Origin of the sequence: Microbacterium halotolerans (assembly GCF_003569805.1) — a bacterium.
In the GTDB taxonomy this organism is placed as follows: Bacteria; Actinomycetota; Actinomycetes; order Actinomycetales; family Microbacteriaceae; genus Microbacterium; species Microbacterium halotolerans.
In genome coordinates, this window is record NZ_KZ984052.1 from 513,631 (window position 1) to 531,985 (window position 18,355).

An 18,355-nucleotide genomic window follows, 5' to 3' on the forward strand; every position below is an offset into this window, starting at 1 on the left:
GTGTCAGACAAGAATTCTAGTTCCGCAGGCCGTTGCGCTGCCGAGATGCGCACTTTTTCTTCGAGATCGCGTCAGAACCTGCGCATCTCGACGAGGAGTGCGCATCTCGGCAGCCGGGTCAAAGCTCGGGGTCGAGGACGTCGAGGCGGACGGTGAGGGTCGCGCTGGCGCGCTTGCGCCGGTCTTTGCGCCGGCGGGTGCTGACGGCCTCGGCGATCACCGACGCGCGCAGCGACGTCGCCACGGCGGCGCCGCGGGCGTAGTCGAACCGGAGGAGAGCGCGCTGGGCGGTCGGGCCGAAGCGTTCGCCCGATTCGAGGGGAACCGGGCCGAGCACGGCGTCGGACGGCAGATCGGGAATGTGCTCGCGCAGCTTCTCGATCGCGCGCTGCACCGCTGCCCCCACTCCCTCGACACGCGCCACCCGTGCGGCGGGCGGGAGGTGCAGCGGCGCGCGCTCAGCGAGTTCCTGGCGGGCGTACCCCGCATGCGTCCACGAGGCCAGTGCCCTGGCCACCGGCCCGTTCACGCCCGCGAGATGCACGGGCGATCCGGGGGCCGCGAGGGCCGCTGCGTTCGACCACCAGCGCAGGCAGGCCTCGCCGATGCGCAGATCGGGTGATTGCAGCATCCGCTCGCCGTCGAGCAGCAGCACGGCGCGGTAGCCGCCGTCGGCGACCGGCTCAGCTCCGCGCGTCGCGACGACGAGTGCGGGTTCCGGCCCCACCTCCAGCACCTGGTGCTCGCCGTCGGCGATGATCACGCGCGTGCCTGCGAATGCCCGACCCAGCTCGTCGGCCGTGCGCTCCGATCCGGATGATGACAGCCGCAGGCGGACGGATTCGCACTTCTGGCACGCCCAGTTGTGCGCGCCGCGCCCGCACCATCCGCACACGGGCACCGCGCCGCGCGACCTGGCCTGCAGCGGCCCCCCGCACGCCGCGCAGCGTGCCGGAGCCCTGCAGTCCGCGCACACCAGGCTCGGCGCATAGCCTGGGCGAGCCACCTGCACGAGAACCGGCCCCTGCTCGAGCGCCTCCTTGGTCGCGCGGAATGCTGCCGATGGCACGCGCGCGCCTCGTTCGTCCTCCCGTGTTCCGCTGAGGATCACGTTCGCCTTCTCACGCCTGGCGGCGGACACCTCGGTGACGTAGCCGATCTCAACGAGACGCTGCACATCGGACGAGCGGGTGTGCCCGGCGAACACGAGCGCGCATCTCTCGAGGCCCTGGCGCACGAGGGCGGCGTCGCGCGCATGCACGTAGGGCGCGAGCGGCTCCTCGTAGAGAGTGTCGCCGTCGTCCCAGATCGCTATCAGGCCCACGTCGTGGACCGGCGCGTAGACGGCGGACCGGTTGCCGATGACGACGCACGGACGCTCCTCGAGGGTGCGCAGATACCCCGCGTAGCGCTCGGGGCCGGACTGGCCAGCGTCGTGGCGCACCAGCGCGTCCGCGGGGATGTGCTCATCCGCTATCGACTGCAGACGGTCGAGGTCGCGATGATCCGGCACCGCGATGATCGCCGAGCGCCCGCCCGCCAGCGTGTCGGCCGCCGCTGCGACGAGCAGGCGCGCCCACGCGTCCGGCCGAGGCTGCGCGTTCACTGCGAGCCGCTCGGCTGACCGGATGCGGTCGGCGAGCCCGGGGAACGCCGCCAGTTCCAGCGTCGCCTCGCTGAGACCCGTGACGGTCGGCGATCCCCCTCGCTCGGCCGCCAGCCACGCTTTCTCCGCTCGCACCATCCGTTTCGGGATCGCCAGTCGCAGCACGTCGCCTGCCGAACCCGCAGCCCTGTCGGCGACGGCGCGCGCCAGCCGGTACAGCCGCTCCGGCAGCACCCGTGCCGTTGAGACGACCTGCTCCAGCTCGCTCAACGCGCGGCTGCCGTCGTCTTCTGCTGCGACCTCGACCACGAAGCCCTCCACGACGCGCCCGGCCGTGCGCAGGGGGGCTTTCACACGCACTCCGCTGACCACGTCGGGGACGAGCTCGTCCGGAATCGCGTAGTCGAACAGCCGGTCCAGCTGCGGCACGGGCGAATCGATCAGCACCCGAGCGATCGGGCGCGACCCCGTCACAGGCGTTCGCGGGAGAGCCGCCGCGCCGACCGTGGGTGACCAGCGTGCGCCGCGCCGACTCGCGCTCCGCCCGCCGACCGCATCAGATGCCCGCTGCGCGCCGCAGCGCCTCCGCGCGGTCGGTGCGCTCCCAGGTGAAGTCGTCTCCGTCGCGACCGAAATGGCCGTAGGCGGCGGTTGCGGCGTAGATCGGCCGCAGCAGATCGAGCTCTGCGATGATCGCGGCGGGCCGCAGGTCGAAGACCTGCTCGATCGCGGCGACGATCGTCTCATCCGACACCGAGCCGGTCCCGAAGGTCTCCACGTACAGCCCCACCGGGTTCGCCTTGCCGATGGCGTATGCGACCTGCACTTCGAGTCGGTCCGCCAGACCGGCGGCGACGGCGTTCTTCGCGACCCAGCGCATCGCGTACGCCGCCGAGCGGTCGACCTTCGACGGGTCCTTGCCGCTGAATGCGCCGCCGCCGTGGCGTGCCGCACCGCCGTACGTGTCGATGATGATCTTGCGCCCCGTCAGCCCCGCATCGGCCTTCGGACCGCCCAGCACGAAGCTGCCCGAGGGGTTGACCAGGATTCGCACGTTCGACAGGTCCAGCCCCGTCTCCTCGAGCACGGGCCGGATGACGACGCGCTCGATCGCCTCGCGCAGGTCGGCATGGGAGATGTCGGGATTGTGCTGCGTCGACAGCACCACGGTCTCGACCGTCTTCGGCACGCTGCCCTCATAGCCGAGTGTGACCTGCGTCTTGCCGTCGGGGCGCAGGAACGCAAGCTGTCCCGACTTCCTGACCGCGGTCAGCCGGTGCGCGATGCGGTGCGCGGCCCAGATGGCCATCGGCATCAGCTCGGGCGTCTCGTTGGACGCATAGCCGAACATGATGCCCTGATCTCCTGCGCCCTGGCGGTCGAGCTCGTCGCCGTCATCGCCGCCGCGGTGCTCGGAACTGGTGGTGACTCCGTCGCCGATCTCGCGGGACTGCTCGCCGACCGAGACCGTCACACCGCATGAGTCGGCGTCGAACCCCATGTCGGAGGACGTATAGCCGATGCGCCGGATGACGTCGCGCACGATCGTGGCGATGTCGGCGTAGCCCGACGTGCGGATCTCACCGGCGACGTGCACGAGGCCCGTCGTGACCAGCGTCTCCACCGCGACCCGCGCGTCAGGATCCTGCGCGAGCAGCGCGTCGAGGACGCTGTCGGAGATCTGGTCGCAGATCTTGTCGGGGTGGCCCTCGGTGACGGACTCCGAGGTGAACAGGCGCAGACTCATGGGGCTCCAGAATCGAAGAAGGTGGTCGCCGTCATTCTGACAGCGACCACCGACGTCCGGCGAACGTGTTGCGTTTCGTCGCGACGAGCAGGCTACTCCGCAGCGCGAAGGCGCAGCTTGTCCTGGTGGATCTCGCGCAGCGCGATCGTGAGGGGCTTGTCCTGGATCTCCGAGTCGACCAGCGGGCCGACGTTGTCGAACAGGTTCCCCTCGTGCAGATCCGTGTAGTAGTCGTTGATCTGGCGGGCGCGCTTCGCGCCGTACACCACGAGCTCGTACTTCGAGTCGACGCGCTCCAGCAGCTCGTCGATCGGCGGGTCGATGATGCCCTTGTTCTCGGTGGCCATGCCGCTCCTTAGAAGTCGTCGTGCCCGTTATGCGGGCGCATCTGCCAATTCTACGACCTGTTCCGCCGCTTCGGCGACGTCGTCGTTCACCACGAAGAAATCGAACTCCCGCTGCGCGGCCAGTTCGACTCGTGCCGTGCGCAGTCTGCGCGCCCGTTCCTCGTCGTCCTCCGTGCCTCGTCCCACCAGTCTCGTGACGAGTTCGTCCCAGCTCGGCGGCAGCAGGAACACCAGCGTCGCCGACGGCTCGGCGGCGCGCACCTGCCGTGCGCCCTGCAGATCGATCTCGAGCAGAACGGTCCTGCCGGCGCGCAGCGCCTCGTCGACCGGTCCGCGTGGTGTGCCGTAGCGATGGGTGTTGTGCACGGTCGCGTACTCGAGGAGTTCGTCGTTCGCGATCATCCGGTCGAACTCCGCATCGTCGACGAAGAAGTAGTGCGAGCCGTCGACTTCACCGGGTCGCGGTCGCCTCGTCGTCGCCGAGACGGAGAGGTGGATCTCCGGATGGGTGTCCCTGATCCGTGTGGCGACGGTCCCCTTTCCGACGGCCGTCGGCCCGGCGAGGACGAGCAGCCGGCTGCGCCCAGGGCGCGGCTCCGGTTCGGGGAAGCGCGTGTCGAGCCAGCCGCAGAGCCGGTCGCGCTGGCGCGGGCCCAGTCCGCCGAGGCGCTTCACGGGCGCGATGCCGACCTCGGCGAGCACACGGTCGCGCTTGCCGCGGCCGATCGCGGGCAGCGCGAGCAGGAAGTCCGTCACGCGCAGCGTACCGGCGGGCGAACGCGTATCAGCCTCCGCGCGGCGGAGCACCTCCTGGGGCGCCAGCACGCGGGTCCCGATATCGCGTTTGAGCGACGCCCTCGCCCTGCGCGCTTCGATCGCGCGGCGGGACGCGGCCGTTCGGTCGACCTCGGGCGGGTTGGCGCTGTCAACGGGCATCTCGCGCCTCCCGGTACTCCGCCGCGCGCGCGGCGATGGTATCGACGATGGCGTCAGGTCCCACCCGCAGCAGACTCCTGCTCTCCGAGGCCAGCACGTTGCCTGCCAGCGCTCCGAAACGCGGGACGAGATCTTCTGGTCCCGCGCCCTGGGCGCCGAAGCCCGGAGCGAGAATGGGCATCCCCGCCAGCACGTCGTCGGTGAGGCCGGAGGCCTCGCGGTCGATCGTCGCACCGACGACGAGCCCTGCAGACCCCAACGGCGCCCCGCCGCCCGCGGCGGCGACGTCGAGTGCGACCCGACGAGAGACCGTCGCACCGTCATCACCCGTCGCACGCTGCAGTGCTGCCGCCTCCGGGTTGCTGGTCGCGCCGAGCACGAACACGCCCTTGTCCGCGCGCAGCGCCGTTTCGATCGTCGCCGTCAGCGACCCGGCGCCGAGGTAGGGCGAAAGCGTGACGGTGTCGGCCTCGAGCGGAGATCCCGGCTCCAGCCAGGCGCTCGCGTAACCGGCCATGGTGCTGCCGATGTCGCCGCGCTTGGCGTCTGCGACCACGATCAGTCCGGCATCTCGTCCGGCGGCGAGTACGGCCTCCAGCGCTGCGAAGCCCGCGCTGCCGAAGCGCTCGAAGAACGCCACCTGCGGCTTGATCGCAGCCACGTGGCCGGCCGAGGCCTCCACCACGCGCAGGCCGAACCGCCTCAGCCCGTCAGGGCCCTGGTCCAGCCCCCACGCGTCGAGCAGCTCCGCATGCGGGTCGACCCCGACGCAGAGCGGCCCGAACGCGTCGAGCGCACGACGGAGCCGGAAACCGAAGTCCACCGTCACACCAGCGCCTTCCGTGCGATCTCGTACTCCTGCAGACTCGTCACCTCGAAGCCGCCGTCGACGGCATCCATCGCGCTCACGGCGGCACCCAGCGTGACGATCGTCGTGAACAGCGCCTTGTCTGCGGCCACCGCCGCCGCACGGATCTCGTAGCCGTCGGCTCGTGCCGACATGCCGCTCGGGGTGTTCACGACGATGTCGACGCGGCCGTCGTTGATCAGATCGACGATGTTCTCGCGCGCGTCGGAGTCGCTGTACTTCGCCACGACCTCCGTCGGGATGCCGTTGCGCGTGAGGATCTCGGCCGTGCCCTCCGTCGCGAGCAGCGTGAAGCCGAGCTGGTGCAGACGGTGCGCTGGCAGCAGCACGTCGCGCTTGTCGCTGTCGGCGACCGAGATGAACACGGTGCCCGAGTTCGGCACGCCGCCGTAGGAGGCGACCTGGCTCTTGGCGAAGGCGATCGGGAACGTCTTGTCGATGCCCATCACCTCACCGGTCGAGCGCATCTCAGGCCCGAGCACCGAGTCGACGATCTGGCCCGTCGCCGTCCTGAAGCGCTTGAACGGCAGCACTGCTTCCTTCACTGATACCGGGGTGCCGGGCGGCACCACCGTACCGTCGGCAGCCGGCAGCAGCCCCTCATCGCGCAGCGCTTCGATCGAGTCACCCGCCATGATCCGACTCGCCGCCTGGGCGAGCGGAATGCCGAGGGCCTTCGACACGAACGGCACCGTACGGCTGGCGCGCGGGTTCGCCTCGATCACATAGAGAACGCCTGCGCTGATCGCGAACTGCACGTTCAGCAGGCCGCGCACGCCGACCCCCTCCGCGATGGCGCGCGTCGCCTCGCGGACACGGGCGATCTCGTTGCGCCCGAGCGACATCGGCGGCAGAGCGCAGCTCGAGTCTCCCGAATGGATGCCCGCCTCTTCGAGGTGCTCCATCACGCCGCCGACGTAGAGCTCCTCGCCGTCGAACAGCGCATCGACGTCGATCTCCACCGCGTCGTCGAGGAAGCGGTCGACCAGCAGCGGCGCTTCCTCGCCGATGATCGCGCTCTCGGCGATCCGGAGGAAATAGTCACGCAGGCTGGGCGTGTCGTAGACGATCTCCATACCGCGACCGCCGAGCACGAACGACGGTCGCACGAGCACCGGGTAGCCGATCCTCTCCGCGATCTCGACAGCGTGCTCCTCGTCGACGGCGGTGCCGCTGCGGGGCGCGACGAGGCCTCCGCGCTCGAGGATCTCGCCGAACAGCTGACGGTCCTCCGCCATGTCGATCGCCGCAGGGCTGGTGCCGAGGATGCGGTAGCCGGCGTCCTCGATCCCCTTCGCCAGCGCGAGCGGAGTCTGGCCGCCGAGCTGGCAGACGACGCCGTAGATCTCGCCGGAACGGCTCTCGGCGTGCAGCACCTCGAGCACGTCCTCGAGCGTGAGCGGCTCGAAGTACAGGCGATCCGAGGTGTCGTAGTCGGTCGAGACCGTCTCCGGGTTGCAGTTGACCATCACGGTCTCGTACCCGGCGCCGCTGAGGGCGAAGGACGCCTGCACGCACGAGTAGTCGAACTCGACGCCCTGGCCGATCCGGTTCGGTCCCGAGCCGATGATCACGACCTTCTTGCGGTCGCTCGGGGTGATCTCCGTCTCGAAGTCGTACGACGAGTAGTGGTATGGCGTGAGCGCCGGGAACTCCCCCGCGCAGGTGTCGACCGTCTTGTAGACGGGGCGCAGGTTCAGCGCGTACCGCGTTTCTCGCACCTCGACCTCCGTCAGACTGCGCAGCTGCGCGATCTGCACATCGCTGAACCCGTGCTCCTTCGCGAGGCGCAGAGTGCGCTCGTTCAGCTCGTCCGCCCCGGACACGGCGTCGGCGACCTCATTGATCAGCACGATCTGGTCGATGAACCACGGATCGATCTTCGTCGCGTCGAAGACCTGCTCGGCCGTCGCGCCCAGGCGCAGCGCCTGCTGCACCTGCACGATGCGGCCGTCGGTCGGCGTCTGCATCGCCTCGAGCAGCTCCTCGACCGTGGCCGACTGTGCACCCCAGTGGAACGAGGAGCCGCGCTTCTCAACCGAGCGCAGCGCCTTCTGCAGGGCCGTGGCATAGTTGCGGCCGATCGCCATCGCCTCGCCCACCGACTTCATGGTGGTCGTCAGCGTCGGGTCGGCGGCTGGGAACTTCTCGAACGCGAACCGCGGCACCTTCACCACGACGTAGTCGAGAGTCGGCTCGAACGACGCGGGTGTGACGCCGGTGATGTCGTTCGGAACCTCGTCGAGACGGTAGCCCAGTGCGAGCTTGGCTGCGAGCTTCGCGATCGGGAAGCCCGTGGCCTTCGAGGCGAGGGCGGATGAGCGCGACACGCGCGGGTTCATCTCGATGACGATGATGCGGCCCGTCTCCGGATCGATCGCGAACTGGATGTTGCAGCCGCCGGTGTCGACGCCGACCGCCCGGATGATGTCGATGCCGATGTCGCGCAGCTTCTGATACTCGCGATCGGTGAGCGTGAGCGACGGTGCCACCGTGATCGAGTCGCCCGTGTGCACGCCGACCGGGTCGACGTTCTCGATCGAGCACACGACCACCGTGTTGTCGGCGGTGTCGCGCATCAGTTCGAGCTCGTACTCCTTCCAGCCGAGGATCGATTCCTCCAGCAGCACCTCGGTCGTGGTCGACTCGCGCAGACCGTCCCCCGCCATCCGGCGCAGCTCTTCTTCATCGTGTGCGAAGCCGGAGCCGAGGCCGCCCATCGTGAACGACGGGCGCACGACCATCGGGTAGCCCAGGTCATCGGCCGCTTCGAGCACCTCCTCCATCGTGTGCGCGATGCGGCTGCGCGCCACTTCGGCACCCGCCTCGACGACGAGCTCCTTGAAGACCTGACGGTCTTCGCCCTTCCGGATCGCGTCGACGTTCGCTCCGATCAGCTCGACGTCGTACTTGTCGAGGATGCCGTGCTCGTGCAGAGCCATCGCCGCGTTCAGCGCGGTCTGGCCGCCCAGCGTCGGCAGGATCGCATCCGGCTTCTCCTTGGCGATGATCGTCTCGATCACTTCGGGACTGATCGGCTCGACGTACGTCGCGTCGGCGAAGTCCGGATCGGTCATGATCGTCGCCGGGTTCGAGTTGACGAGGATGACGCGCACGCCCTCCTCGCGGAGCACACGGCAGGCCTGAGTGCCCGAGTAGTCGAACTCGCACGCCTGGCCGATCACGATCGGCCCGGATCCGATCACGAGGACGGACTGGATGTCGTCGCGCTTAGGCATGGGGGCCCTTCTTGCCGAGGTGGTCCAGGACCATGGCCTGGAACCGGTCGAACAGGTAGTTGGCGTCGTTCGGCCCGCCGGCGGCCTCTGGGTGGTACTGCACGGAGAAGGCGGGAATGTCGAGGGCGCGCATGCCCTCCACGACGTTGTCGTTGAGGCCGATGTGGCTGACCTCGATGCGGCCGAACCCGGCTGGGCTGTCGAAGACGCCCTCGATCGGGGCATCCACTGCGAAGCCGTGGTTCTGCGCCGTGATCTCGACGCGGCCTGTCGTCTTGTCGCGCACCGGCTGGTTGATGCCGCGATGCCCGAACGGCAGCTTGTATGTGCCGAGGCCGAGCGCGCGCCCGAACAGCTGATTCCCGAAGCAGATGCCGAAATACGGCAGTCCGTCGCGCAAGGCGGACTGCAGCAGCTCGACGTGCGCGTCGCTGGCCGCGGGGTCGCCCGGACCGTTCGAGAAGAACAGCGCGACGGGGTCGATCGCCCGGATCTCGTCGAAGGTCACGTGCTGCGGCATCACGTGCACGTCGAAGCCGCGGCGGGCGAGGTTGTTCACCGTCGCCTGCTTGATGCCGAGGTCGATCACGGCGAGGTTGCCGATCTTGTCGCCCACAGCCGGCGTCACCTGCACGGCGTCGACGGACACCTGGGCGGAGAGGTTCTGCCCTGCCATCTCCGGCGCGGCGGTGACGGCGCGCAGCTGCTCGTCGGCGGCGAGGTCGGCGGCGGCGCCGGAGAACACGGCGCCGCGCATCGAGCCGTCGGACCGGATGTGCCGGGTGACCGCACGGGTGTCGATGCCGCTGATGCCGACGATGCCGTCGCGCTGGAGGGCGGTTTCGAGGGGTTCCTCGGCGCGCCAGTTCGATACGACGCGGGAGGGGTCGCGCACGATGTAGCCGGCGACCCACACGCGGCGGGACTCCGGGTCCTCGCTGTTGACGCCAGTGTTGCCGATGTGCGGTGCGGTCTGCAGCACGATCTGGCCGGCGTACGACGGATCCGTGAGGGTCTCCTGGTAGCCGGTCATCCCAGTGGTGAAGACGACCTCGCCGACCGTGGTGCCGCGTGCGCCGTAGGCGTAGCCGTCGTAGCGGCTGCCGTCCTCCAGCACGAGCACCGCACGGTCGCGGTCAAGAAGAGTAGAGGTCACTGCTCGGCTCCTGTGTGTTGTGCCGACAGATCGTCGATCGCGCGGACGAGGGCGTCCGGCGAGTCCGTCTGAAGGCGGATGTAACTGTCGCAGATGGTGTCGTCGTCGCCTCGCCACGCGACGAGCACGAGCCCGTCGCGCTCCACGACGCGGTCGATGGTCCATGTCGCCCTGCCCGCACCTTCGATGCGGTCGGCGTCGAGGAAGAGGGAGGGCGTGCCGGGCATGTCGAGCGCGACACCGGATGTCGTCACGGTGACCGTGACGCGGGATCGGAACGCCAGATGAGGCGGTGCGAGCCGATCGAGCGGCGCATCGTGCCGGGTCGTCGCGACATACAGCCCGTCGAAGACGGCGGTGGTCTCGCCCCGTGCCTGCCCCAGCGGCACCCGGATCTCCGCTGAGACCCGTCGTCGTCTGCGCCATCCCAACCACATCAGCGTCAGCACCAGGGCGATCACGCCCGCGAAGAACGCGATACCGGGCAGGTACGCAAGCATCAGGCGTTCTCCTGCTCGACGATCTCGCCGTCTGCGAGCGTGGCACGCCCCCGGTGGATCGTCCACATCGTCCTGCCGGGCAGTTCGTCGCCGAGGTATGGGGAGTTCTCGCTGCGGCCGCGCAGATCGGCCGCGGTGAACACACCCTTCACGCTCGGATCGTACAGCGTCAGCTCCGCGGCCCCGCCTTCGGCGATGTCCTCGCCGTGGCCGGGCAGCTGACCGATCCCGGCCGGCTTCTTCGACATCACGCGCGCGACGTCGGCCCAGTCGAGCAGCCCCGTCCCGACCATGGTCTTGTGCACGACCCGCAGTGCGCTCTCGAGGCCGACCATGCCGTGAGCGGCTGCGTGCCATTCGCACGACTTGGATTCCTCGGGGTGCGGCGCATGATCGGTGGCGACGATGTCGATGGTGCCGTCGGCGAGGCCAGCACGCACGGCCTCGACGTCTTCGGCACGGCGCAGCGGCGGGTTCACCTTGTAGCGGGCGTCGTAGCCGCGCACCTTCTCGTCGCTGTAGAGCAGGTGGTGCGGCGTGACCTCGGCTGTGACGTCGATGCCACGGGCCTTCGCCCACCGGATGATGTCGACTGAGCCGGCCGTGGAGAGATGGCACACGTGCAGTCGCGAGCCGACGTGCTCCGCGAGCAGCACGTCGCGGGCGATGATCGATTCCTCGGCGACGGCGGGCCATCCCGCCAGCCCCAGCTCGGCAGAGACGACGCCCTCGTTCATCTGGGCGCCCTCGGTGAGACGAGGGTCCTGCGCGTGCTGGGCGATCAGACCGCCGAAGCCCTTGACGTACTCGAGCGCTCGGCGCATCAGCAGGGGATCCGCCACGCATGAGCCGTCGTCGCTGAACACGCGCACGTTCGCCCGCGACGACGCCATGGCACCCAGCTCGGCGAGTCGCTCGCCCTTCTGACCGACCGTCACGGCGCCGATCGGCTGCACGGTCGCGTAGCCGGCCGCTTCGCCCAGCGCCAGCTCCTGCTCGACGACACCGGCGGTGTCGGCCACTGGCACGGTGTTCGGCATCGCGAACACGGCTGAGAACCCGCCTGCGGCCGCGGCGCGCGTGCCCGTGAGGATCGTCTCGCTGGCCTCGAACCCCGGCTCGCGCAGGTGCACGTGCAGGTCGACGAGGCCTGGCAGTGCGACCAGGCCGTCCGCATCGATCCTGGTCGCTCCTGCGCGGCTCAGACCCGTGCCGATCTCGGCGATGCGTCCGCCGTCGACGATGATGTCCGCCCTGTGTGATCCTTCGATCGCGGCCCCGGTGATGAGAAGAGTCTCGCTCATCGTCCCTCCTCATTCATCGTCTGATCCGTCCCGCGCTCCCCCGAAAGAAGCAGGTAGAGCGCGGCCATCCTGACCGATACCCCGTTCGCGACCTGTTCGAGCACCGTGGAGCGACCTGAATCGGCTGCGGCCGGGGATATCTCGAGGCCGCGGTTCATCGGGCCGGGATGCATCACAATCGTACCGCCGGTCAGTCGCTCGAACCGTTCGCGGCCGAGCCCCCAGCGACGCGAGTACTCGCGCTCCGACGGGAAGAACGAGGCGTTCATCCGCTCGAGCTGAATGCGCAGCATCATCACAGCGTCCTGGCCGGCCGCAAGAGTCTCGTCCAAGTCGTAGCTGACGTCGACGGGCCATGCCGACAGGTCCTGCGGGAGCAGCGTGGGAGGTGCCACCAGTGTGACGTGCGCTCCTAGCGTCGCCAGCAGCCACACGTTCGAGCGCGCGACCCTGGAGTGCAGCACGTCGCCGACGATCGCCACCCGCACACCGTCGAGGTCGCGGCCGCGGCTCGCCGCACCATGCAGACGCCTGCGCATCGTGAAGGCGTCGAGCAGCGCCTGAGTCGGATGCTCGTGCGTGCCGTCGCCCGCGTTGACGACGCCGGCCGAGATCCAACCGCTGGTCGCCAGCGTGTGAGGCGCACCCGACGCACCGTGACGGATCACGACGGCGTCTGCGGCCATCGCCTGCAGCGTCTGGGCCGTGTCCTGCAGACTCTCGCCCTTCGAGACGCTGGAGCCCTTGGCCGAGAAGTTGATCACGTCGGCGGAGAGCCGCTTGGCGGCGGCCTCGAAGGAGATTCGTGTGCGGGTGGAGTCCTCGAAGAAGAGATTCACCACGGTCTTCCCCCGCAGCGTCGGGAGCTTCTTCACTTCGCGGCTCTGCGTATCGGCCATGTCCTCTGCGACGTCGAGGATCCGGATGGCGTCGGCGCGAGAGAGCGTGCGCGTATCGAGCAGATGCCTCATTCGGTGCCCTCCTCGATCGTGACGTCGTCGACGCCGTCGACCTCGGCGAGCCGGACGTTCACTCGCTCCGAGCGGGCGGACGGCAGGTTCTTCCCGATGAAGTCGGGCCGGATGGGCAGTTCGCGGTGACCGCGATCGACGAGGATCGCGAGACGCACAGCGGCGGGGCGGCCGATGTCCTTGAGCGCGTCGAGCGCCGCTGAGATGCTGCGGCCAGAGAAGAGCACATCGTCGACGAGCACCACGACCTGGCCGTCGATGCCGGTGCGCGGGATCTGCGTCGGCCGCGGAGCGCGGGTGGGGTGTCGCGACAGATCGTCGCGATACATCGTCACGTCCAGAGCACCCGTGGGCACGGCGACGCCGGCGAAGCGTTCGATCAGAGCGGCCAGCCGCTCGGCGAGATTCACTCCCCTGGTGGGGATGCCCAGCAGAACGAGCCCCTCCGCGCCGCGATTGGCCTCGAGGATCTCATGGGCGATCCGGGTCATGGCCCGGCTGATATCGGCTTCCTGAAGCACTGCTCGCGTGCCCATCCGCCACTCCCTTCTCCGCCTCACTGGACGGTCTTAAAGGTTCGGTGGGATCAGTCTACCGTGTCGCCTGCGCACAGTCGGGTGCCGGGCTCACGAGCGGGTGCCGGGCTCGCGAGATGCGCACCTTTTCGACGAAGCCACGTCAGAACCGGCGCATCTCGACGAGAAGTGCGCATCTCGGCAGCGCGGTCAGTTCGCCTTTTCGATGCGTGCGAGCACGCCGTGCACGAACCCGCTGGACTCGTCAGTGGAGAGCTCCTTGGCGAGTTCCACGGCCTCGTTGATCGCCACGGCGGCGTCGACCTCGTCGTTGCAGAGGATCTCCCATGCCCCGATGCGCAGCAGAGCGCGGTCGACTGTGGGCATCCGGTCCAGTCGCCATTCACGGCTGTGCGTCTCGATCTGCTCATCGATCTCGTCACCGTTGTCGATGACGCCGTCGACGATCTCACGGGCATACAGCCATGACGCCTGTCGCTCGGGCTCGCTTGCGGCGCGCTCGGCGGCGGTCGCGAGTGCCTGCGGCAGCGTATCCCCGCGGACGTCGGCGGAGAACAGGATGTCGAGGGCGCGCTTGCGCGCCTTGGTGCGTGCGCTCAATGGTCAGTCGTTCACGCGGCCGAGGTAGTCGCCCGTGCGGGTGTCGACCTTGACCTTGGTGCCTTCGTTCAGGAACAGCGGCACCTGGATCTCGGCGCCCGTCTCCACCGTGGCCGACTTGGTGCCCGCGTTGGAACGGTCGCCCTGCAGACCCGGCTCGGTGTAGGTGATCTCGAGCACGATCGACGGCGGGAGCTCGATGTACAGCGGCTGACCGTCGTGCATCGCGATCGTGACGATCATGTTCTCGAGCATGAATCGCGAGGCGTCGCCGACGACCGCCGCAGGCACGTTGATCTGGTCGTAGTCGCGCTGGTCCATGAAGAAGAACGAGTCGCCGTCGTTGTACAGGTACTGGTAGTCGCTGCGATCGACAGTCTGCACGTCGACCTTGGCACCCGCGTTGAACGTCTTGTCGATGATCTTGCCCGAGACGACGTTCTTCATCTTCGTGCGGACGAAGGCCCCGCCCTTGCCCGGCTTCACGTGCTGGAACTCCACAATGCTCCAGAGCTGGCCGTCGATCGAAAGAACGACGCCATTGCGGATGTCTGCGGTGGATGCCATGAAGGAGATTCCGTTTCGTCTCGTGTCGAGTTGCCAGGGCGCGCGGCCCGACAACCCATTGTACGGGTTGCCGCATGTGCTCCCCCGCCCCGCGCGTCTCTTCATTTCTGGCACGAATCTGCTGGGCCACCCATCCGGAGATGTGCCAGAAATGAAGAGTTGGGGCGTCAGAGGGAGGTGGTGGTGCGGATGGGGGGCTGGGGATCTTCGGCCACCTCGAGGTAGGCGGCGTACAGGAGGGACTCATCTGGGGCCTGCAGCACGGTGGGTTTGGCGATGTCGTCGAGCACGATGAACCGCAGCATTCCGGCGCGGGCCTTCTTGTCGCGCTGCATCGTCGCCAGCAGCTGCTTCCACGCCCCGATCCGGTAGGTCGTCGGCAGCCCCAGCGACTCGAGCACGGCTCGGTGCCTGTCCACGGCGGCGTCTGAGAGCCGCCCGGCCAGCCGGGAGAGCTCGGCGGCGAACATCATGCCGATGGAGACCGCTGCGCCGTGTCGCCACTGGTAGCGCTCGGCGTGTTCGATCGCGTGGCCGAGCGTGTGCCCGTAGTTCAGGTGCTCTCGCACACCGGACTCACGGAAGTCCTCGCCGACGATGTCGGCCTTCATCCGGATGGCGAGCTCGATCGTCCGGCGGAACTCGTCGCTTCCGACGTCCGTCGCTCGCTCGGGGTCGGCCTCGATGATGTCGAGGATCTCCGGATACCGGATGAAACCCGCCTTCACCACCTCGGCGTATCCCGCGACGGCCTCATTGCGAGGAAGGCTCGCGAGCAGGTCCAGATCGCACAGCACGACGTGCGGCGCCCAGAACGCACCGACGAGGTTCTTGCCCTCGGCCGTGTTGACGCCCGTTTTGCCGCCGACCGCCGCGTCGACCATGCCGAGAACCGTGGTGGGAACCTGCACGACCTTCACGCCTCGCAGCCAGCTGGCCGCCACGAACCCGGCGAGATCGGTCACCGCGCCGCCGCCGAAGCCGATCACCGCGTCGGTGCGGGTGAAGTCGGCCTGCCCCATGATCTGCCAGCAGAACGAGGCGACCTCGATGCGCTTGCCCTGTTCAGCATCCGGGATCTCCGCCAGCAGCACCTCGCGCTCGCTCAGCAGGCTCTCGCGCAGGGTGTCGGCCTCCTTCTGCAGCGTCGGGGGGTGCACGACGAGCACCTTCTTGGCGTTCTCCGGCAGCGCCTCGCGCACTTCGGCGACGAGCCCGCGGCCGATCCTGATGTCGTAGCCCGTCGCGCCGCTCACGCGGATCTCCGTGACATCGCTCATTCGGATTCCTCCTGCTCTCTGACCCAGTCGACGATGCGATCGACGACGTGCTGGATCGGGCCCGTCGATGTGTCGATCTCCAGTGTGGAGACCGCGCGGTACGTCGGCATGCGCTCGTCCCTGATCCGGATCCACTCGGCGAGCGGGTCGCTGTCGCTGCGGTTGAGCAGCGGTCGCTTCTGACCGCGCAGACGCCCGGCGATGGCCGTGTCGGAGACGGTCAGCAGCACGACCCTGTGGCCGGACAGTGCCTCCCGCGTGCCGTCGTGCGTCAGCGAGCCGCCGCCGAGCGCGACGACGCCGTCCTGTGAGAGCGAGGCGAGAACCGCTTCGTGCTCGTATGCACGGAACGTCGTCTCACCCTGCTCGACGAAGATGTCGGCAATCGGACCGTGCTGCTGCACGACGATCGAATCGGTGTCTCTGAACGGCACGCCGAGCATCTTCGCCGTCTTGCGGCCGATCGCGGACTTCCCGGCACCCATCGGGCCGACCAGCACGAGCAGCGGACGCACGGGTGCCCCCTGTTCGAACGGGCCCGGTAGGGCGGTCGGTGCGTCGTCCGTCATGCGTCCGGCGCGACGGAGTCGTCGTTCGTCGTGCGCAGCTCGTCAGGGATCGCAGCGAGGTAGCCATCGAGATTGCGGCGCGTCTCGGCCAGCGAGTCACCGCCGAACTTCTCGATGACGGTCTCGGCGAGCACGATGGCGACCATCGCCTCGGCGACCACGCCCGAGGCCGGCACGGCGCACACATCGGAGCGCTGGTGGTGAGCGGTGGACTCCTCGCCCGTGGCGACGTCGACGGTGCGCAGTGCACGCGGCACGGTCGCGATCGGCTTCATGGCCGCACGCACGCGCAGTGCCGTGCCCGTCGACATCCCACCCTCGGTGCCGCCTGCACGACCCGACCCGCGCCCGACGCCGTCGTCGGTCACGAACAGTTCGTCGTGCGCGGCCGAACCGCGGCGGCGCGAGGTCTCGAACCCGTCGCCGACCTCGACGCCCTTCATCGCCTGGATGCTCATCAGCGCCTGGGCGAGCTTGCCGTCGAGCCGTCGGTCCCACTGCACATGAGAGCCGAGCCCCGGCGGGAGCCCGTACGCAAGCACCTCGACGACGCCGCCGAGCGTGTCGCCTGCTTTGCGGGCGTCGTCGACTTCGGCCACCATCCGCTCGCTCGTCGCGGCGTCGAAGCACCGCAGCGGGTCGGCGTCGAGTGCGGCGACGTCATCCGGATGCGGCAGCGCAGAGCCGTCGGGCACCCGCACCGGGCCTATGGAGAGAGTGTGGCTGACGAGTCGGATGCCCAGCTCGCCCAGGAACGAACGGGCGACGGCGCCGAGAGCGACACGGGCAGCCGTCTCTCGGGCGCTGGCGCGCTCGAGAATCGGGCGGGCCTCATCGAAGCCGTACTTCTGCATGCCGACGAAGTCGGCGTGCCCAGGGCGCGGGCGAGTGAGCGGAGCGCCGCGGCCCCGGGACTTCTCGGTGAGTTCGACGGGAGCAGCGCTCATCACCTCGGTCCACTTCGGCCACTCGGTGTTGCCGATGCGCAGGGCGATCGGGCTGCCCATCGTGTAGCCGTGTCTGACGCCGGAGGAGAGCGTCAGCTCGTCCTGCTCGAACTTCATCCGGGAGCCGCGGCCATAGCCCAGTTTGCGACGCTGCAGATCCTGTTGGATCTGCTCGGCGAGGAGCGGGACGCCGGCGGGCAGACCCTCCATAACGGCGATGAGTTCGGGGCCGTGCGATTCGCCGGCCGTCATGACACGGAGCATAGGCTCCATCTTCCCATGCGTTCGAGGCGTGCTGCGCCACGGCCGCGGGTATCTCGTGGGTCAGCGCGGACCGGCGAGTGCCTCGCGCATCGCCGCGAGCACGGCTTCCTCGCCAGGGAGCGGCTCGCTGCGCTCCCCCGACACGAAGATGCGCACCTGCAGCACGGCCTGGTGCAGCAGCATGCCGAGCCCGGAGACGACGTCTGCCTCCCAGCGACGCGCGAGCGCGGACGGCCACGGGTCGTAGGCCACGTCGAACAGCGTGCCGCCCGTGCCCGCAAGGCGGACGAGGTGCTCGGCCGGCATCTCCGCTCCTCCGGGGAGCGTGGCGATCGTGACATCGGCGGCGCCGGTGACCGCGTCGAATGCCGCGGCCTCGACCCGGATTCCTGCCCTCTCCCCCAGCTCGACCAGCGCCGCCGCACGCTCGGCACGGCGGGCGACCACCTGCACCCGGCGTGCGCCGGACTCGGCCGCCGCCACGAGCGCCGAGCCCGCGGTGGCACCGGCTCCGAGAATCCTGACGTGCTCTGCGCCGCCGAGCTGCACCTCGTCCAGTGCGCGCACGATGCCGCCGACGTCGGTGTTGAACCCGCGCGGTCGGGCTGCGGTGCCGTCACCGGCGAAAAGCAGCGTGTTCACCGCTCCGGTCAGCTCCGCGTGCCTGTCGCGGGCGCGAGCGGCGGCGAATGCGCCCTCCTTGAGCGGCATCGTGAGCGCGAGCCCGCGCCACTCCCCGTTCAGGGAGGCCAGGGCGGCATCGAGACCGGCACGATCGACCCTCCGCCGGTCGAAGGACCAGTCGAGTCCGAGCGCTCGGTGCGCCGCAGCGTGCAGCTGCGGCGAACGGCTGTGGTCGATCGGGTCGCCCCACACCGCGAGACGGCTGCCTCCGTCGATCGGTGCGGTCACGTGCGA

The 18,355-nt window shown here is 69.1% G+C and carries 17 protein-coding genes; all 17 read right to left on the reverse strand.

Annotated elements, in window-relative coordinates; genetic code table 11:
• Positions 1–118 precede the first annotated feature (118 nt).
• Positions 119–2,080: a primosomal protein N' family DNA-binding protein gene (locus tag DZG09_RS11715; RefSeq protein WP_205529154.1), complete on the reverse strand. Its 1,962-nt coding sequence runs from the start codon at positions 2,078–2,080 to the stop codon at positions 119–121.
• 82 nt (positions 2,081–2,162) lie between these two features.
• Positions 2,163–3,353 (reverse strand): methionine adenosyltransferase, encoded by a 1,191-nt coding sequence (gene metK, locus DZG09_RS11720; RefSeq protein ID WP_119697887.1) that lies wholly within the window; start codon positions 3,351–3,353, stop codon positions 2,163–2,165.
• A gap of 92 nt (positions 3,354–3,445) precedes the next feature.
• Positions 3,446–3,700 (reverse strand): DNA-directed RNA polymerase subunit omega, encoded by a 255-nt coding sequence (gene rpoZ, locus DZG09_RS11725; RefSeq protein WP_087055452.1) that lies wholly within the window; start codon positions 3,698–3,700, stop codon positions 3,446–3,448.
• A gap of 27 nt (positions 3,701–3,727) precedes the next feature.
• Entirely contained in the window at positions 3,728–4,636 is a 909-nt protein-coding gene (gene gmk / locus DZG09_RS11730) for a guanylate kinase (protein WP_119697888.1), read from the reverse strand.
• On the reverse strand, positions 4,626–5,465 hold the full coding sequence (pyrF, locus tag DZG09_RS11735) for an orotidine-5'-phosphate decarboxylase (protein ID WP_119697889.1): 840 nt from the start codon (positions 5,463–5,465) through the stop codon (positions 4,626–4,628). The genes gmk and pyrF overlap by 11 nt, the downstream gene beginning before the upstream one ends.
• On the reverse strand, positions 5,462–8,743 hold the full coding sequence (gene carB, locus DZG09_RS11740; RefSeq protein ID WP_119697890.1) for a carbamoyl-phosphate synthase large subunit: 3,282 nt from the start codon (positions 8,741–8,743) through the stop codon (positions 5,462–5,464). Before carB ends, pyrF begins: the two co-directional genes overlap by 4 nt.
• Positions 8,736–9,899 (reverse strand): glutamine-hydrolyzing carbamoyl-phosphate synthase small subunit, encoded by a 1,164-nt coding sequence (gene carA, locus DZG09_RS11745; RefSeq protein ID WP_119697891.1) that lies wholly within the window; start codon positions 9,897–9,899, stop codon positions 8,736–8,738. The genes carB and carA overlap by 8 nt, the downstream gene beginning before the upstream one ends.
• On the reverse strand, positions 9,896–10,399 hold the full coding sequence (locus DZG09_RS11750) for a PH-like domain-containing protein (protein ID WP_119697892.1): 504 nt from the start codon (positions 10,397–10,399) through the stop codon (positions 9,896–9,898). Before DZG09_RS11750 ends, carA begins: the two co-directional genes overlap by 4 nt.
• Positions 10,399–11,703, reverse strand: coding sequence for a dihydroorotase (locus DZG09_RS11755; protein ID WP_119697893.1), 1,305 nt, complete (start codon positions 11,701–11,703; stop codon positions 10,399–10,401). The genes DZG09_RS11750 and DZG09_RS11755 overlap by 1 nt, the downstream gene beginning before the upstream one ends.
• A complete protein-coding gene (locus tag DZG09_RS11760) occupies positions 11,700–12,674 on the reverse strand; it encodes an aspartate carbamoyltransferase catalytic subunit (RefSeq protein WP_119697894.1) in 975 nt (324 codons plus the stop codon). The genes DZG09_RS11755 and DZG09_RS11760 overlap by 4 nt, the downstream gene beginning before the upstream one ends.
• The gene (pyrR, locus tag DZG09_RS11765; RefSeq protein ID WP_119697895.1) at positions 12,671–13,210 is read right to left on the reverse strand and encodes a bifunctional pyr operon transcriptional regulator/uracil phosphoribosyltransferase PyrR; all 540 of its coding nucleotides are present in this window, start codon (positions 13,208–13,210) and stop codon (positions 12,671–12,673) included. Before pyrR ends, DZG09_RS11760 begins: the two co-directional genes overlap by 4 nt.
• 189 nt (positions 13,211–13,399) lie before the next feature.
• Positions 13,400–13,810 (reverse strand): transcription antitermination factor NusB, encoded by a 411-nt coding sequence (gene nusB / locus DZG09_RS11770; protein ID WP_119697896.1) that lies wholly within the window; start codon positions 13,808–13,810, stop codon positions 13,400–13,402.
• Positions 13,811–13,813: 3 nt separating this feature from the next.
• Positions 13,814–14,377, reverse strand: coding sequence for an elongation factor P (gene efp / locus DZG09_RS11775; protein WP_119697897.1), 564 nt, complete (start codon positions 14,375–14,377; stop codon positions 13,814–13,816).
• A 167-nt stretch (positions 14,378–14,544) separates the two neighbouring features.
• Positions 14,545–15,657 carry a 3-dehydroquinate synthase gene (gene aroB / locus DZG09_RS11780; RefSeq protein WP_119697898.1) on the reverse strand — a complete coding sequence of 371 codons (1,113 nt, stop codon included), beginning with the start codon at positions 15,655–15,657 and terminating at the stop codon, positions 14,545–14,547.
• Positions 15,654–16,226 (reverse strand): shikimate kinase, encoded by a 573-nt coding sequence (locus DZG09_RS11785; RefSeq protein WP_119697899.1) that lies wholly within the window; start codon positions 16,224–16,226, stop codon positions 15,654–15,656. Before DZG09_RS11785 ends, aroB begins: the two co-directional genes overlap by 4 nt.
• Positions 16,223–17,437, reverse strand: a complete 1,215-nt coding sequence (gene aroC / locus DZG09_RS11790; RefSeq protein ID WP_119697900.1) for a chorismate synthase — start codon at positions 17,435–17,437, stop codon at positions 16,223–16,225. The genes DZG09_RS11785 and aroC overlap by 4 nt, the downstream gene beginning before the upstream one ends.
• A 60-nt stretch (positions 17,438–17,497) precedes the next feature.
• Positions 17,498–18,349, reverse strand: coding sequence for a shikimate dehydrogenase family protein (locus DZG09_RS11795; RefSeq protein WP_240423978.1), 852 nt, complete (start codon positions 18,347–18,349; stop codon positions 17,498–17,500).
• Positions 18,350–18,355: the final 6 nt, after the last annotated feature.

What these genes read in the sequence shown, in the direction of transcription:
- metK (WP_119697887.1), bottom strand. Translation starts at nt 3,353, where the DNA reads ATGAGTCTGCGCCTGTTCACCTCGGAGTCCGTCACCGAGGGCCACCCC.
- DZG09_RS11785 (WP_119697899.1), bottom strand. Translation starts at nt 16,226, where the DNA reads ATGACGGACGACGCACCGACCGCCCTACCGGGCCCGTTCGAACAGGGG.
- carB (WP_119697890.1), bottom strand. Translation starts at nt 8,743, where the DNA reads ATGCCTAAGCGCGACGACATCCAGTCCGTCCTCGTGATCGGATCCGGG.
- DZG09_RS11750 (WP_119697892.1), bottom strand. Translation starts at nt 10,399, where the DNA reads ATGCTTGCGTACCTGCCCGGTATCGCGTTCTTCGCGGGCGTGATCGCC.
- DZG09_RS11760 (WP_119697894.1), bottom strand. Translation starts at nt 12,674, where the DNA reads ATGAGGCATCTGCTCGATACGCGCACGCTCTCTCGCGCCGACGCCATC.
- gmk (WP_119697888.1), bottom strand. Translation starts at nt 4,636, where the DNA reads ATGCCCGTTGACAGCGCCAACCCGCCCGAGGTCGACCGAACGGCCGCG.
- aroB (WP_119697898.1), bottom strand. Translation starts at nt 15,657, where the DNA reads ATGAGCGATGTCACGGAGATCCGCGTGAGCGGCGCGACGGGCTACGAC.
- rpoZ (WP_087055452.1), bottom strand. Translation starts at nt 3,700, where the DNA reads ATGGCCACCGAGAACAAGGGCATCATCGACCCGCCGATCGACGAGCTG.
- pyrR (WP_119697895.1), bottom strand. Translation starts at nt 13,210, where the DNA reads ATGGGCACGCGAGCAGTGCTTCAGGAAGCCGATATCAGCCGGGCCATG.
- aroC (WP_119697900.1), bottom strand. Translation starts at nt 17,437, where the DNA reads ATGCTCCGTGTCATGACGGCCGGCGAATCGCACGGCCCCGAACTCATC.
- DZG09_RS11755 (WP_119697893.1), bottom strand. Translation starts at nt 11,703, where the DNA reads ATGAGCGAGACTCTTCTCATCACCGGGGCCGCGATCGAAGGATCACAC.
- efp (WP_119697897.1), bottom strand. Translation starts at nt 14,377, where the DNA reads ATGGCATCCACCGCAGACATCCGCAATGGCGTCGTTCTTTCGATCGAC.